14 protein-coding genes (1 of these 14 cut by a window edge) are annotated in these 14,135 nt (G+C 68.5%); 7 read left to right on the plus strand and 7 right to left on the minus strand.

The window, feature by feature from the left end:
- Position 1: 1 nt before the first annotated feature.
- Positions 2–1,294, plus strand: coding sequence for a c-type cytochrome (locus ACSQ9E_RS09930; RefSeq protein ID WP_436217622.1), 1,293 nt, complete (start codon positions 2–4; stop codon positions 1,292–1,294).
- A gap of 2 nt (positions 1,295–1,296) precedes the next feature.
- Here the strand turns inward: ACSQ9E_RS09930 and ACSQ9E_RS09935 are convergent, their stop codons facing one another.
- Together ACSQ9E_RS09935 and ACSQ9E_RS09940 are read right to left on the minus strand one after the other, a co-directional pair.
- A complete protein-coding gene (locus ACSQ9E_RS09935; protein ID WP_436217623.1) occupies positions 1,297–1,623 on the minus strand; it encodes an EthD family reductase in 327 nt (108 codons plus the stop codon).
- A 109-nt stretch (positions 1,624–1,732) separates the two neighbouring features.
- Positions 1,733–3,595: an ABC transporter ATP-binding protein gene (locus ACSQ9E_RS09940; protein ID WP_057268913.1), complete on the minus strand. Its 1,863-nt coding sequence runs from the start codon at positions 3,593–3,595 to the stop codon at positions 1,733–1,735.
- Positions 3,596–3,791: 196 nt separating this feature from the next.
- Between ACSQ9E_RS09940 and ACSQ9E_RS09945 the strand changes: the two genes are divergently transcribed.
- Positions 3,792–5,066, plus strand: coding sequence for an arsenic transporter (locus tag ACSQ9E_RS09945; protein ID WP_436217624.1), 1,275 nt, complete (start codon positions 3,792–3,794; stop codon positions 5,064–5,066).
- 14 nt (positions 5,067–5,080) lie between these two features.
- Here ACSQ9E_RS09945 and ACSQ9E_RS09950 read toward each other — a convergent pair whose 3' ends face one another.
- From ACSQ9E_RS09950 to ACSQ9E_RS09965, 4 genes are all read right to left on the minus strand, one after another.
- Positions 5,081–5,548 carry a CopD family protein gene (locus ACSQ9E_RS09950; RefSeq protein ID WP_436220207.1) on the minus strand — a complete coding sequence of 156 codons (468 nt, stop codon included), beginning with the start codon at positions 5,546–5,548 and terminating at the stop codon, positions 5,081–5,083.
- A 99-nt stretch (positions 5,549–5,647) separates the two neighbouring features.
- The gene (locus ACSQ9E_RS09955; protein ID WP_436217625.1) at positions 5,648–6,175 is read right to left on the minus strand and encodes a GrpB family protein; all 528 of its coding nucleotides are present in this window, start codon (positions 6,173–6,175) and stop codon (positions 5,648–5,650) included.
- A 16-nt stretch (positions 6,176–6,191) separates the two neighbouring features.
- The gene (locus tag ACSQ9E_RS09960) at positions 6,192–6,473 is read right to left on the minus strand and encodes a hypothetical protein (protein ID WP_436217626.1); all 282 of its coding nucleotides are present in this window, start codon (positions 6,471–6,473) and stop codon (positions 6,192–6,194) included.
- Positions 6,474–6,489: 16 nt separating this feature from the next.
- Positions 6,490–7,890, minus strand: coding sequence for a diguanylate cyclase domain-containing protein (locus ACSQ9E_RS09965; RefSeq protein ID WP_436217627.1), 1,401 nt, complete (start codon positions 7,888–7,890; stop codon positions 6,490–6,492).
- Between the two features lie 311 nt (positions 7,891–8,201).
- On the opposite strand from ACSQ9E_RS09965, the gene ACSQ9E_RS09970 reads away from it, so the two are divergent.
- From ACSQ9E_RS09970 to ACSQ9E_RS09980, 3 genes are read left to right on the plus strand one after another with little or no spacing between them, the layout of a single operon-like run.
- Complete coding sequence (locus ACSQ9E_RS09970; RefSeq protein WP_305746428.1) at positions 8,202–8,498, plus strand: iron uptake protein; 297 nt, start codon at positions 8,202–8,204, stop codon at positions 8,496–8,498.
- Between the two features lie 55 nt (positions 8,499–8,553).
- The gene (locus tag ACSQ9E_RS09975) at positions 8,554–10,224 is read left to right on the plus strand and encodes a PepSY-associated TM helix domain-containing protein (RefSeq protein ID WP_436217628.1); all 1,671 of its coding nucleotides are present in this window, start codon (positions 8,554–8,556) and stop codon (positions 10,222–10,224) included.
- A complete protein-coding gene (locus ACSQ9E_RS09980) occupies positions 10,217–10,546 on the plus strand; it encodes a DUF3325 domain-containing protein (protein WP_057206754.1) in 330 nt (109 codons plus the stop codon). The genes ACSQ9E_RS09975 and ACSQ9E_RS09980 overlap by 8 nt, the downstream gene beginning before the upstream one ends.
- A 98-nt stretch (positions 10,547–10,644) precedes the next feature.
- Here ACSQ9E_RS09980 and ACSQ9E_RS09985 read toward each other — a convergent pair whose 3' ends face one another.
- Positions 10,645–11,634 carry a tripartite tricarboxylate transporter substrate binding protein BugE gene (locus ACSQ9E_RS09985; protein WP_436217629.1) on the minus strand — a complete coding sequence of 330 codons (990 nt, stop codon included), beginning with the start codon at positions 11,632–11,634 and terminating at the stop codon, positions 10,645–10,647.
- A gap of 350 nt (positions 11,635–11,984) precedes the next feature.
- On the opposite strand from ACSQ9E_RS09985, the gene ACSQ9E_RS09990 reads away from it, so the two are divergent.
- Positions 11,985–13,847, plus strand: a complete 1,863-nt coding sequence (locus ACSQ9E_RS09990; RefSeq protein WP_436217630.1) for a sensor histidine kinase — start codon at positions 11,985–11,987, stop codon at positions 13,845–13,847.
- Positions 13,844–14,135, plus strand: the start of a protein-coding gene (locus ACSQ9E_RS09995) for a sigma-54-dependent transcriptional regulator (RefSeq protein ID WP_436217631.1). The gene runs 1,067 nt beyond the window's last position; the window shows 292 of its 1,359 coding nt (coding positions 1–292); the start codon lies at positions 13,844–13,846; the stop codon falls past the right edge of the window. Before ACSQ9E_RS09990 ends, ACSQ9E_RS09995 begins: the two co-directional genes overlap by 4 nt.

The following is a 14,135-nucleotide window of genomic DNA, read 5'->3' on the forward strand; positions in this document are numbered from 1 at the left end:
CATGAGAACACGCACCATCCTCCGTTCCATCTCCTTCACCCTGGCTGCGCTGGGCATTGCCGCAGCCACCGTGATCACCCTGAACCTGCGCGGCGAAGAACCGTTGCCATCCACCCCCGAAGCCTTTGCCTCTACCCCCGAACAGGTGGCGCGCGGCGAATACCTGGCGCGCGTGGGCAACTGCATGGCCTGCCACACCATGCAGGGCGGGGCGGCGTTCGCGGGCGGGCGCGGTATCGAGACACCCTTTGGCGTGGTGCACAGCTCCAACCTCACGCCCGACAAGGCCAGCGGCATCGGCCAGTGGTCGTCTGCCGAGTTCTGGCGCGCCATGCACCATGGCCGCTCGCGCGATGGGCGGCTGCTGTACCCGGCGTTCCCGTACCCCAACTACACCCAGGTCACGCGCGAGGATTCGGACGCCATCTACGCCTACCTGCAGAGCAGGCCCGCCGTGGACCAGGCCAACCGGCCGCATGCGCTGGGCTTTCCGTACAGCACGAAGGCGGCGCTGGCCGTCTGGCGGGCGTTGTTCTTCGCACCGGGCACGGCAGTGGTCGCCCCCATGCAGACGGCCGAGTACAACCGCGGCGCCTACCTGGTCAATGGCCTGGGCCACTGCACGGCCTGCCACACGCCGCGCAACGCCTTGGGCGCTACCAGCGACGCCATGGCCTTCAACGGCGGACTGATCCCGGTGCAGAACTGGTATGCCCCCGCGCTCAATGCCGCAGCCGAAGCCGGCGTGAAGGAGTGGCCGGTACAGGACGTGGTGGCCCTGCTCAAGACCGGCGTGGCACCCCACGGCTCGGTGATGGGCCCCATGGCCGAGGTGGTGTTCCGCAGCACCCAGTACCTGACCGATGCCGATGCGCGCGCCATGGCGGTGTATCTGCAGGACCTGCCGCAGCACACCGTGTCGCCACCACCCGCTGCGCCACCCGGCGCATCGGCCATGGCGCGCGGCGCCAAGGTCTACGAGCAGCAGTGCGCCCAGTGCCATGGCGACCAGGGCCAGGGGCAGGGCGGGCCCGGCGCCTTCCCCGCGCTGGCCGGCAACCGCGCCGTGGTGCTGGCCGACACCACCAACCTGGTGCGCGTGGTGCTGCAGGGCGGCTACTTGCCGGCCACGGCCGGCAACCCGCGCCCGCACGGCATGCCGCCGTTTCGCCATGTGCTGACGGATGAGGACGTGGCCGCTGTCGCCACCTTCGTGCGCAACAGCTGGGGCAACCAGGCTGCGGCGGTGGGCACCATCGAGGTCTACCGCGCCAAGGAACGGCGCGGCATGTAGGCTCAGGCGCCCAAGGGGTGCGCCTTCATCAGCGCCATGTACGACTCGGGCTTGATGTTGGTGTAGTTGGGCACATCGGCCGTGAGCACCGGTGCGGTCTTCTGTGCCGCCGCCTGGGCCTGCTCCACCGTCTCGAAGAAGGCATTGGTCAGCGCCACCACTTGGCCAGGGCGTGGCGGGCCGGGGTACATCACGCGGTCGCTTTCCAGCCGCACCAGGCCCAGCGGGCCGAGCGCCTCGCGCGCAATGCGCATGTGTTCGCCGTGGTAGTAGTCTTGGTCGAAGCGGGCGCCTTCGTGCCAGCGGTACAGGGCCGCAATCTTGATCATGCAGGGATCTCCACAAAGAATGGGCTGCCGGAGTGGCCGCCGTGCCGTGCACGTTAGGGGGCACCTTGGCTGTGAGCAGCCGCCTGCGCGACACGCATGCCCGCGCCTGTCACCCAGGCATCAGTGCGCTGGATTCTTCATCGTCGGTCTCGCCGAGGAAGCCACCGCTCTGGTGGCCCCACAGCCGCGCATACACGCCGCCCTGCGCCAGCAGTTGCGCATGCGTGCCCTCTTCGATGATGCGCCCGGCATCCAGCACGATCAGCCGGTCCATGGCCGCGATGGTGGACAGGCGGTGGGCAATGGCGATCACGGTCTTGCCCTGCATCAGCCCGTCCAGGCTCTGCTGGATCGCCGCCTCCACCTCAGAGTCCAGCGCGCTGGTGGCCTCGTCGAGCAGCAGGATGGGCGCGTCCTTGAGCATCACGCGCGCAATCGCCACGCGCTGGCGCTGCCCGCCCGAGAGCTTCACGCCGCGTTCACCCACATGCGCCTCGTAGCCGGTGCGGCCCTGCAGGTCGCTCAGCGTGGCGATGAATTCAGAGGCCTCGGCGCGCTGGGCAGCGGCCTGCAGGTCCTCCTCGTTCGCATCGGGGCGGCCGTAGAGGATGTTGTCGCGCATGGAGCGGTGCAGCAGTGAGGTGTCCTGCGTGACCATGCCGATGGAGCGGCGCAGGCTGTCCTGCGTCACGTGGGCGATGTCCTGCCCGTCGATCAGCACCCGGCCCGAGCGCACGTCGTGAAAACGCAGCAGCAGGTTCACCAAGGTGGACTTGCCGGCGCCGGAGCGGCCGATCAGCCCGATCTTCTCGCCGGGGCGGATGGTCAGGTTCAGTTGGTCGATCACTGGGCGGCCATTGTTGCCATAGGCAAAGGTCGCATCCTCGAACTTCACTTCGCCCTGCGTCACCTGCAGCGGCTTGGCATCGGGCGCGTCCACCACGGCACGCGGGCGCGTCAGGGTGTTGATGCCGTCCTGGATGGTGCCCACGCTCTCGAACAGCGTGGTCATCTCCCACATCACCCAGTGGGCGTGGCCCGATACGCGCAAGGTCATCGCCGTCACGGCGGCCACGGCGCCGGCGCCCACCTGGCCCAGCGACCACAGCCACAGGGCCGTGCCGCAGGCGCCCAGGATCATGCCCACCACCAGGATGTGGTTGACGATCTCGAACTGGCTCACCAGGCGCATCTGGGCATAGCCGGTGAGCTTGAAAGCGTCCATCGCGGCGCGCGCGAACTCCGATTCGCGCCGCGTGTGCGAGAACAGCTTCACCGTGGCGATGTTGGTGTAGGCGTCGGTGATGCGCCCCGTCATGGCCGAGCGCGCATCGGCCTGCGCCTTGCCCACCTTGCCCAGGCGCGGCACGAAGTACCAGCAGGCCAGGCCGTAGGCCACCATCCAGAGTACGAAGGGCGCCAGCAGGCGCACGTCGAACCCCGCCAGCAGCGCCAGGATGGTCACCAGGTACACACCCATGCCGATCACCACGTCGGTGGTGGTGAAGATCATGTCGCGCACCGCCAGCGCGGTCTGCATGATCTTGGTGGTGATGCGGCCCGCGAACTCGTCGGCATAGAAGGCCATGCTCTGGCCCAGCATCAGCCGGTGAAAATTCCAGCGCAGGCGCAGCGGGAAGTTGATGGCCAGCACCTGGTGCTTCACACTGGTCTGCAGCGCCACCAGGGCCACCGAACCGAGCAGCAGCACGGTGATGCCGATCAGCTCCGTGCGGCGCTCGGCCCACAGGGCCGCGGGCGATACGCTGGAGAGCCAGTCCACCACATGGCCGAGCACGGCGAACAGCAGCGCTTCGTAGACCGCAATCGCTGCCGACAGGGCCGCCATGGCCACCACGTGGCCGCGCAGGCCGCGCGTGCCGTCCCACACGAAGGCCATGAAGTCCTTGGGTGGCAGGTGGGGTTCCTCGACAGGGTAGGGGGCTACGCGTTTCTCAAAAAATCCGAACAATGGGAGGGCTCCTTGGCGCGTGCCGCAGGCACGTTCTTTTGACCACATGGTAAGTGCCCTTGTGACCCGGCGCACCGGCAGGGGCATTGGGGCGAGGCGCGATGGGCGGGCACTGCATAGAATCCGCCCCCATGCACACCCGTCCCGCGTACTTTGCGTCTATCGATCTTCCCGAGCCCCTGGGGGGCCTGGCCGCATGACGGCGCTCGCGCCCTGGACCTGGGCCATCATCGGCGTGGCCACCGCGGCAGTCATCGTGCGGCCCTGGCGCCTGCCCGAGGCGGTATGGGCCGTGGCCGGCGCAGCGCTGCTGCTGGCCTTTGGCCTGCTCACCCCTGCGCAGGCCTGGGCGGGCGTGCTGCGCGGGCACGACGTCTACCTGTTCCTGGCCGGCATGATGCTGCTGTCCGAACTCGCCCGGCGCGAGGGCGTGTTCGACTGGCTGGCCACCCTGGCGGCGCGCCAGGCCAGGGGCTCGGGCCGGCGCCTCTTCGTGTGGGTGTATGCGGTGGGCACGCTGGTCACGGTGTTCCTGTCCAACGACGCCACCGCCGTGGTGCTGACCCCGGCCGTTTTTGCCGTTGCGCGGGCGGTAGGCGCCTCGCCCTTGCCCTACCTGTTCATCTGTGCCTTCATCGCCAATGCGGCGAGCTTCGTGCTGCCCATCTCCAACCCGGCCAACCTGGTGGTCTGGGGCAGCGGCATGCCCTCGCTGGCGCACTGGCTGGCGCTGTTCGCGCTGCCTTCGCTGGCGTCCATCGGTGTGACCTATGCGGCGCTGCGCTGGGTGCTGCGCAGCAGCATCCCCGAAAACATTGCCACCACCGTGCCCGAGCACCCCCTGGGCCTGGGCGGTCGGGTGGCTGCAGGGGGCTTGGCGGTCTCGGTGGTGGTGCTGGTGGCCTGCGCCTGGCTGCGCATCCCACTGGGCTGGCCCACGCTGGGTGCTGCCCTGGGCACGCTGGCGCTGCTGGCCTTTGTATGCGGGCGCGCGCCCTGGCAGGCGCTGCGCTCCGTCTCGTGGGATGTGCTGCCCCTGGTGGCGGGGCTGTTCATCTTCGTACAGGCGCTGGAGTTGACGGGCGTGGTGGGCCTCATGGCGGGCGCACTGCGCAACGCCGCCACAGCCTGGCCGCAGGGCGCGGGCACGCTGCTCGGCGCCCTGATGGGGGTGGCGACCAACCTGGTCAACAACCTGCCTGCGGGCTTGCTGGCCGGGGCCTCGCTCGACGCCGCATCCGCATCAAGCACCGTGCGCGCGGCCGCACTGATCGGCATCGACCTGGGGCCGAATCTCTCGGTCACGGGCTCGCTGGCCACCATCCTGTGGCTGGCCGCGCTGCGGCGCGAGGGCCTGCACGTGGGGGCCTGGCAGTTCCTCAGGCTCGGGCTGGTGGTGATGCCGCCCGCCTTGCTGTCAGCGCTGCTGGTGCTGCAGGCGGCGCACTCGCTGCACCTGCTGACGCCCTGAGGGGCAGATCCGCATCAGAGCAGGAACACGACTGCCACGGTTGCCACGCCCAGGGCCAGGTTCACGCCCACCAGGGTGCGGATGGACGCCAGCGCCTTGCCGCCCGCTGGCCAGTCCGCAGCCGCCACGGCGATCTTGAGCCGCTTGAACAGCGCAAAGCGGATGTGGCCATAGACCGCCATCATCACCAGTCCGATGGTGGCCATGATGGTCCACGACAGCGGCATGGCAAAGCGCCCGCCCGTCTGCGCCGCCATGCGTGCGACGTTGCCGATCATCCACAGGCCCGAACCCAGCACCAGCACCACGGCCACCGACACGGCGGAGAAGAAGCGCTGCAGCACGTCGTGCATCAGCTTCACGCGCTGCGGTGGCTCCAACGACAGCGTGGCCGGGCGCAGGAAGAAGTGGGCGAAGACCATGCCGCCGATCCAGACGATGAGGGACAGGACGTGGACGAACTTGAGCGCGGCGTAGAGCATGGCGGGCGGGCAGGGCGTGGGGCCCTGGTAATGGTTGTAGTGGCCCGATTGTGCGGGCACGGGCGCCGGCCTGCCCGGAGGCCGTGCATGCCAAGGGGATTACACCTTCGCCAGTACCTGTGCGATGAACGGCCCCTTGGCCTCGGTGTAGCCCTCGCGGTCATGCCGGTACGCCACCGCCAGGCGGCGCTTGAGCGCGGCATAGCGTGCGGCCAGATCGGTGCTGACTCGCAGCGCATCGCGAAACGCCAGGCGCTGCTGCCACAGGGTGCTGCCCAGCGGCACCAAGTGCAGGTGGTGGGTGCGGTGCGCGGGGCAGGGCTTGCAGAACCAGTGCAGCTGCTCCGGCTTGTAGGGGTAGTACAGGTAGTTGAGCGCGCTGGCCGCGGCGATCGCTGCGGTCGACCCTGCCAGCGAGTGCACGGGCGCCATGATGTCGATGATGGGCTTGGCAGGCAGACCGGGCACGGCGGTGCTGCCAATGTGTTCCACCGGCCCGGCCAGCCAGGGCACCAGCGCCTCTTGGAGCAGGCGGCGCTCGGCGTCGAACAGGACTGGCCAGGCGGGGTCGTATTCCAGCACCTCGATTGGTGCGTCGTCTGTGCTTGATGCTGCAGAGGTGTTCATGGGGCAGTTAAATGCGTCAGTCGCGCCGGAACCGGCGGGCCACCCTGGGCCCCAGCAGGGCCAGGGCCAGCAGCGTGCACCACACCGCCGCATAGCACCAGCCTGCGGGGCCCGAGTGGCCCAGGGATTCCCAGCCGGTCGCCGCCTCCACCCACGACCACCAGGGAAACAGCAGCAGCGTGAGCACCGGCCCTGCGGGCAGCACCCAGGCCAGGGTGATCAGCCCACGCAATAGCAGCCCGTGGCGAGGCGGCTGGGGCGCGCCCTCATGGGCAGGTGGTCGGAGCTGGGGCTGCATAGCCCCCATTCTGGCCTCAGGCTTGCTGCCTGGCTACGGCTACGGCTGGGAGAGGGGGCGACTGCGGAGGCGGGGCCGTATGCACCTGGTTGCCACCGTTCTTCTTGGAGACATACATGGCTTCGTCTGCATGCACCAGCAGGTGGTGCTCCTCGCGGCCATGGTCGGGGTAGATGGCCACGCCGATGCTGGGCTGCGTGTGCACAGGGCGGCCTTCCAGGTCGAAAGGGGGGCCGAAGGCGGCCAGGATCTTCTCGGCCATGGCATGGGCATGCTCGCGCGCATGGCCGCCTTCAAGCAGCACCACGAACTCGTCGCCGCCGATGCGCGCCACGGTGTCCGAGCCGCGCACGCATTCGAGCAGGCGCTGGGCCACGCGCTGCAGCAGCAGGTCACCCATGGCGTGGCCCAGGGTGTCGTTCACTTCCTTGAAACGGTCCAGGTCGATGAACATCAGCGACAGCAGGCTCTGGTCGCGCCGTGCGCGGGCCAGGGCGGTCTTGAGCCGGTCCAGAAACAGCTGGCGGTTGGGCAGGTGCGTGAGCTGGTCGTACTGCGCCATGTGCGCCAGGCGTTCGTGCATCTGCTTGCGTTCGATGGCCGCCGCGACCTGGGTGGAGACGAACTGCAGCAGCTCCTTGTCCTTCTCGGTGTAGGCTGCGTGCTCGGTATAGCCCTGCAGCACCAGGGCACCGATGGCGCCGTTGTGCGTGTGCAGCGGTGCGCCCAGCCAGTACAGGGGCGCGCTGTCATTGTCGGCCGGTAGCAGGTGGGCTGGCAGGGCGGCGCGGGTGCCGGGCGTGAGCAGCAGCGACTGTCCGCTGCGGATGACCTCGGCACACAGGGCATCGTCCGCCAGCGCCAGGGTGCCGGGGGCGGGGTGGCGCTCGTTGACGTGGTAGGGATAGCTCAGCACGTTCTGGCCTGCGTCGTACAGCACCACCGAGAAGTTCACGGCCGCCAGCAGCTGCCCGATGACCTGGTGGATGTGTTCGAAGAGCGCGATCAGGTCCTTGGCGGTGTGGGCTGCCTCCGAGATGGCATAGATGGCCGCGTGCATCACCTCGATGTTCTTGCGCTCGGTGATGTCGTGGGCCACGGCCAGGCGCACCTGCCGCTCCTCGATCCAGCGCGCCGTCCAGCGGATGTGTGCGATGCGGCCATCCTTGCGCACGTAGCGGTTCTCGAAGTGCAGCTGCAGTTGCCCTTGCATGATGGACCGGGCCTGGTCCGCAGTGGTGCCCCGGTCTTCGGGGTGCACCAGGTCCAGCATGCGCAGGCCCACGGCTTCCTCGGGGCGGTAGCCAAAGATGCGCTCGAACGCCGGGCTCACGAAAACGATGCGGCTATCCGCATCGACGATACACACCGCGTCGAGCAAGAGATCGACAACGTTCAGGGAAGAAATGCTTTGCATGGGCAGGGCTGCCATTGGGGTCAATGCGTGCAAAGGAGCACTTTGCGGCCATTGTGCAGCGGTGCAAAGACATATGTGACAAGTTGTTTATCGATTGCTCTTTTATTGATAGCTGAAAACGCTTGAACAGCGGGTCGAAGAACGGCATTTTGCAATCTGCACGATGGTGTCTCCTGCGCGTCCCTTTTGTTGCCAACGCCGATCCTGAATGGGTCTGGTGTCGGTGCGTGCTACTCCCCACGGCCCCAGGGGTTACCCGCAGGAATATTGCATAATCGCGAATCAATCGCATTATCAATTCCCTTGAGCCAATGGCCACCATCACCGCTTCCCGCCTGCACATCGTCTCGCGCATTGCCGCAGGCACGGTGGGCAGCTATGCGTTCACCTGGGGCTTCATTGCCCTCGGCATCGGCCTGCTGTTCGCGGCGGGGATGCCGTTCCACGATGCCGAGGCACTGGGCTACATCCTGGGATTCATGGTGCTGCTGGTGGCTTTTCTCTGGGCCTTTTGCGCTGCCAGCCTGGTGCGTGTCTGGCTGGTGCTGGCCGGTGGTGGCGCCCTGATGGCAGGGGCTGGGTCCCTGGTCCAGAAGGCCCTGCTCTGATCCTTTTTTGCGGTGCGGCCCCGAAGAGAGGGATCGCGCACCAGGAGATTGTTCGATGTTCCCAAATTTCCGGCTGACCATGGCCTGGCTGCACACCTGGTTCGGCCTGGTGCTGGGCTTCGTGCTCATGGTGGTGTTCTTCTTCGGCTCGCTCTCGGTGTTCGACCGCGAGATCGACCGCTGGGCGATTCCCCAGTCGCGTTTCGAGCCGCAGCCCATGCCCTCGTTCGACAGGATCCTGCTGCCGGTCTTCAAGGACATGAAGCCCACGCCCGAGGCCATCGAGCAGGCGCGCAGCCGCGTCAACGGCCCCATGGCCGAGACCTTCCCGGTGCAGCGCTGGGGCGCCTACACCACCCACCGCGACCCAGTGCTGGGCCTGTTCTCGGGCCATGAGCTGCCCCATGCCAAGAACAAGGACGACAGCGTCTTCGGCACGCGCACCATCGACCCGCGCACGGGCGCGGCGCTGTCCGATGACCACCTCAAGATCGGCAGCCAGTTCTTCTACCCGCTGCACTACAGCCTGCACCTGGAGTGGAAGAATCTGGGCTACTGGATCGTGGGCTTTGCCGCCCTTGTGATGATGGTGGCGCTGGTCAGCGGTGTGGTCATGCACCGCAAGATCTTCCGCGAGCTGTTCACCTTCCGCCCGAAAAAGCACACCCAGCGCAGCGCGCTCGATCTGCACAACCTCACGGGTGTGGTGGCGTTGCCGTTTCACTTCATCTTCGCGCTGTCGGGGTTGGTGATCTTCGGGGGTATCTACTTCCCGGTCACGCACACCCAGCTCGAGCCCCTGCACGAACTGCACGAAAAGCACGAGGCAAAGGAAACCGGCCTGCCGCACGAGAAGGCCGGCGTGCCGGCCACGCTGGCATCGGTGGACGCCATGGTGGCCGAGGCCCAGCGCCGCTGGGCCGCCAAGGGCATGGCCGGCGACGTGGGCTTTCTCTCTGTGCAGCATGTGGGCGATGCCAATGCCTATGTCAGCGTCTACCGCGCCGGCACCGACCGGGTGACGCTCACGGGCGAGGGCATCCATTTCAAGGGATCGACCGGCGAGTTGATCCGCGAAGACCCTCCTGTGACGGTGGTGGCCGGCATCAACAACTTCCTCACCGGCCTGCACCTGCAGCACTTTCGCCATTGGCTGCTGCGCTGGCTGTATGTGCTGGGCGGCCTGTCGGGCTGCGTGTGCATTGCCACGGGCTTCCTCTTCTTTGTGGAAAAGCGCAAGCGCCAGCACGCGAAACAGGCCGTGAGCGGCGCGCGCTGGGTGGACGCCTTCGCGGTGACCACCGTGACCGGCATGCTCATCGCCACTTTCTCCATGCTGATCGGCAACCGCCTGCTGCCCACCGACCTGCCGGCGCGCGGCACTATGGAGCAGTACCTCTTCTGGGGTGCCTGGGTGCTGGCCTGCGCGCACGCCATCTGGCGCACCGCACCCATGGGCGAGGGGCGCATGTCGCCGGCCTGGGCCGAGCAATGCTGGGCCGCAGCCGCACTGGCGGTGGCGGCCGTGCTGCTCAACTGGGTGACCACGGGCGACCACCTGCTGCGCACCATCGGCAACGGCTACTGGCCCGTGGCCGGGGTGGACCTGGCGCTGCTGGCCGCCGCAGCACTGGCCGTGGTCGCGGCCCGTAGGCTCAGGCGCCGCGCGCTGGGCGCATCCGTACAGGCCAAGGCGGCTCGCTCGCCAGAGGTGGCCAATGCCTGACTCGCTGCTCTATGCCGTGGCCCTCGTGGCCAACCTGACCGGTCTGGCCTGGCTGGCCCTGTCGATGGACGTGCATTGGGAGCAAGTGCGAGGCCCGGTGCCGCCTGCGCGTGGCTCCGTGGTGCTGCTGCGCTGGCTGGGGGCTGCGGTGGTGGCCGCCTCGCTGGCGGTGTGCCTGTCGGTGGACCATGGCTCCATGGCCTCGCTGGTCTGGTTCATGGTGCTGGCCGGCTCGGCGCTCACCATTGCCTTCACCCTGGCCTGGAAGCCGCGCCTGCTGGCGCCGTTGGTGGCCTGGGTGCCGGCGACCGCGCCCCACTGAGATGACAGACCCACCCTGCGCCTGGACGGCGTGGGTGGGTTCACCCCCAAACGGCTGGCGAACAGGCAGGGCCATGGGCTACCCTGCCGGCCGTCCGATCACTCCAGCTTCAGCTTCTGCTTGGCGACCACGCCCTTGTACAGCTCGAACTCGGCCTTGGCCTGCGCTGCAAATTCCTGCGGGGTGTTGCCCACCACCAGCGAGCCCGTCTCCTCGATGCGCTTTTTCACGGCGGGGTCTTCCAGTGTCTTGCGCACGGCTTGCGAGATGCGCTCCACCACGGCCGGTGGCAGGCCCTTGGGGCCGTGGATGCCGTAGAAGGCCATGCGGTTCACGGGCTCGAAGCCCACTTCCTTGAACGTCGGCACATCGGGCAGCGAGGCCAGGCGCTGCGGGGCTGCCACGGCAATGGCGATCAGGCGCTTGTCCTTGATGAAGGGCAGGGCGGAGGGCAGGTTGTCGAAGATCATCGGCACCTGGCCCGATACCGCGTCGTTCAGCGCCGGGCCTGCGCCCTTGTAGCCGATGTGCTCCAGGTCCAGGCCGGTCAGTGACTTGAACAGTTCCATCTGCAGGTGGCCAATGCCGCCCGTGCCCGAGCTGGCGAATGAATACTTGCCGGGGTGGGCCTTCACCTCGGCCATGAAGCCCTTGAAGTCCTTGCCCGCAAAGCTCGGGTGCACGGCCAGCACATTGGGTGTGGCCGCCATGTTGACGATGGAGGTGAAGTCCGTGAGCGGGTTGTACTTGGCCGCCGGGTTGATGGCCGGGGCCGATGCCACGGTGGACACAGTCGCCACGCCCAGGGTGTAGCCATCGGCAGGGGAGCGCGCGATTTCCGTCGCGCCCACCACGCCACCGGCACCGGCCTTGTTGTCCACCACCACGGGCTGGCCCAGGGCCGTGCCCAGCGACTGGCTGACCACGCGGGCCACGATGTCGGTGGTGCCGCCGGGGGCAAAAGGCACGATCAGCCGCACGGGCTTGTTCGGGTAGTCCTGTGCCAGCGCGGGGGCTGCGCCGACGAGCAGGCCGGCGGCAATGGCCACGGCGCTGCAGAGCTTGGAGGAAGGTTGTGTCGATGTCATGTGTTGTCTCCGGACGGGTTGTGGTGCGAAAAGGCAGGGCTGCGTTGGCCGCAATGCCCGCCCTGGGCTTTTTGCAGCTTGTGTGCCAGGCGCTGCCGTGTGGCACCTGGCGGGCCGCCAGGCCGCGCCGCCATTGGGTTTGGCCCACGGGGGGCCGGCATGGAAATCCATGCGCTGGTCCGTAAAAAGCGGCGGATTTCCACACGAAAACCCCCGGTTTGTGCGGATTTCCAGACAGCGCCCCTTGTCAACCGGGTATCGCCTTGCCTGCAGAGGGTGGGGAGCGCCGCACAATGCGGGCAAGGCTGCCGCGCAATGGCAGTGCCGTTGACCTTCTGTTGCCGCTCCGTTTGAAACCCACCCGTTCGCTGTTGACTTCCGGCCTGGCGCTGCTGGCCTGCGTGTTCGTGGGCGCGCTGGCCTACCGGTGGTCGCTCGGTGCGCAACTGGCCTGGCAGCAGCGCGCCGCCAGCCAGCGGTTGGCCTTTGCGGCCCAAAGCCTGGAGTCGCTGCTGCAGCGCAACGAGGCGCTGCCCGCGCTGTTGGCGCTCAACAGCCGCACCAACCTGGCCCTGCAGCGCCCCGATGCGCAGAACCTGCAGGCCGCCAACGCCTACCTGGCATCGGCCGTGGCGCTGGCCGACGTGGACACGGCCTATGTGATGAACACCGAGGGCCTGACGCTCGCGGCCAGCAACTGGAACCTGCCGAGCAGCTTCGTCGGCCAGAACTACCGCTTTCGCCCCTATTTCGAGGCCGCCATGCAGGGCCGCACCGGGCGCTTCTTCGGTGTGGGTGTGACCACGGGCAAGGCGGGTTACTTCATGGCGTCCGCCCTGCCGCCCGAGGCGCCAGCGCCCGGCGTGGTGGCGGTCAAAATCTCGCTCGACGCCTTCGAGGCGGCACTCGCCGATGGCGGCGACACCGTGCTGTTGGCGGACGGGGAGGGCGTGGTCTTCGTCAGCACCGAGCCCGCCTGGCGCTACCGCACGCTGGCCCCGCTGCCGGCCGAGGTGCGCAGCCGCCTGCAGGGCGTGCAGCAGTACGGCAACCATCCGCTGACGCCCTTGCAGGCTGATGGATTCCGCCCTGCCGATGGTGACACCCTGCGCCTGCAGCAGGCGGGCCAGCAGCGCGACTTCAGCGTGGCGGCGCGCAGCGTGGGCCCGCTGGGCTGGCAGATGTTGCTGCTGGTCGACCAGCGCCCGGCCCGGCAGGAGGCCCTGGTCGCCGGCCTGGCCGGCGGCCTGTGCGCCACGCTGGTGCTGGGCCTGGCGCTGCTGCGCCGGCTCGACCGGCTGGGCCGAGCCGAGCGAGCCGCCAGTGCCCTGCGCCTGCGCGAGGCGCACGGCATGCTGGAGGTGCAGATCGCCCAGCGCACGCGCGAGATCACCGCCGCCAATGCCGCGCTGGAAGACCGCGTGCGCGACCTGCAGCAGGCCGAGCAGATCGTGCGCGGCACCCGCGATACGGCGGTGCAGGCCGGCAAGCTCGCCGTGCTGGGTCAGATGGCCGCCGGCATGAGCCATGAACTGAACCAGCCCCTGGCCGCCCTGCAGACCCTGTCGGACAACGCCATCGCCCTGCACCAGCGCCAGCGCGGGGACGAGGTGGCCGAGAACCTGCGCCTCATCAGCCAGTTGGCCGGGCGCATGGGCCGCATCGTGCGCCAGCTCAAGAGCTTCGTGCGCAAGGAGCCGCCGGCCCTCGGCCCCTGCAGCGTGCGCGAGGCGCTGGACCATGCCCTGCTGCTGCTGGCCCCGCGCTGCCAGGCGGTGGATGCGCAGATCGCCGTGGCTGACTTCGACGAGGCGCTGTGCGTGCTGGCCGATGCCACGCGGCTGGAACAGGTGCTGGTGAACCTGCTGCGCAACGGGCTCGACGCCGTGCAGCACCAGGCCGTGCGCGAGGTGCGCTTTGCTGTGGAGGTGCAGGCCGATGGGCGCGTGCTGCTGCGCGTGGCCGATACCGGCCGCGGCATGGACCCCGAGGTGCAGACCCATCTGTTCGAGCCCTTCTACACCACCAAGGCGGGCGAGGGCCTGGGCCTGGGGCTGGCCGTGTCGCGCATCATCGTCGAAGGCATGGGGGGCACGCTGGCGGCGTCCAACCTGCCGGAGGGCGGTGCCGAGTTCACCGTCCGCCTGCCCCGGGCTGCGGGCGTTGCCGCGCAAGGCAAGGCCGCCCACCCCGCCACACAGGACCTTCCATGAACCCCTCCGCGGCAGACCCGCCGACCGTCTACCTCGTCGAAGACGACGCCATGGTGCGCCGCGCTTACGCGCAGGCGCTGTCGCTGGCCGACATCGAGGTGCGCGCCTTCGCCAATGCCCAGGGCGCGCTCGACGCCTTCGGCCAGGACCGGCCGGCCGTGGTCGTCACCGACATCCAGATGCCGGGCATGAGCGGCATGGACCTGCTGCGCACCCTGCGCGCGCTGTACGCCGACCTGCCCGTGGTGCTGGTCACCGGCCATGGCGACGTGGCCCTGGCCGTGGATG

Source organism: Acidovorax sp. LjRoot118 (assembly GCF_964253575.1).
Taxonomy (GTDB): Bacteria; Pseudomonadota; Gammaproteobacteria; order Burkholderiales; family Burkholderiaceae_C; genus Acidovorax.

Bases quoted from the DNA above. Each gene is read 5' to 3' on its own strand.
- ACSQ9E_RS09930 (WP_436217622.1), top strand. From the start codon at position 2: ATGAGAACACGCACCATCCTCCGTTCCATCTCCTTCACCCTGGCTGCG.
- ACSQ9E_RS09935 (WP_436217623.1), bottom strand. From the start codon at position 1,623: ATGATCAAGATTGCGGCCCTGTACCGCTGGCACGAAGGCGCCCGCTTC.
- ACSQ9E_RS09945 (WP_436217624.1), top strand. From the start codon at position 3,792: ATGACGGCGCTCGCGCCCTGGACCTGGGCCATCATCGGCGTGGCCACC.
- ACSQ9E_RS09950 (WP_436220207.1), bottom strand. From the start codon at position 5,548: ATGCTCTACGCCGCGCTCAAGTTCGTCCACGTCCTGTCCCTCATCGTC.
- ACSQ9E_RS09955 (WP_436217625.1), bottom strand. From the start codon at position 6,175: ATGAACACCTCTGCAGCATCAAGCACAGACGACGCACCAATCGAGGTG.
- ACSQ9E_RS09960 (WP_436217626.1), bottom strand. From the start codon at position 6,473: ATGCAGCCCCAGCTCCGACCACCTGCCCATGAGGGCGCGCCCCAGCCG.
- ACSQ9E_RS09965 (WP_436217627.1), bottom strand. From the start codon at position 7,890: ATGCAAAGCATTTCTTCCCTGAACGTTGTCGATCTCTTGCTCGACGCG.
- ACSQ9E_RS09970 (WP_305746428.1), top strand. From the start codon at position 8,202: ATGGCCACCATCACCGCTTCCCGCCTGCACATCGTCTCGCGCATTGCC.
- ACSQ9E_RS09975 (WP_436217628.1), top strand. From the start codon at position 8,554: ATGTTCCCAAATTTCCGGCTGACCATGGCCTGGCTGCACACCTGGTTC.
- ACSQ9E_RS09980 (WP_057206754.1), top strand. From the start codon at position 10,217: ATGCCTGACTCGCTGCTCTATGCCGTGGCCCTCGTGGCCAACCTGACC.
- ACSQ9E_RS09985 (WP_436217629.1), bottom strand. From the start codon at position 11,634: ATGACATCGACACAACCTTCCTCCAAGCTCTGCAGCGCCGTGGCCATT.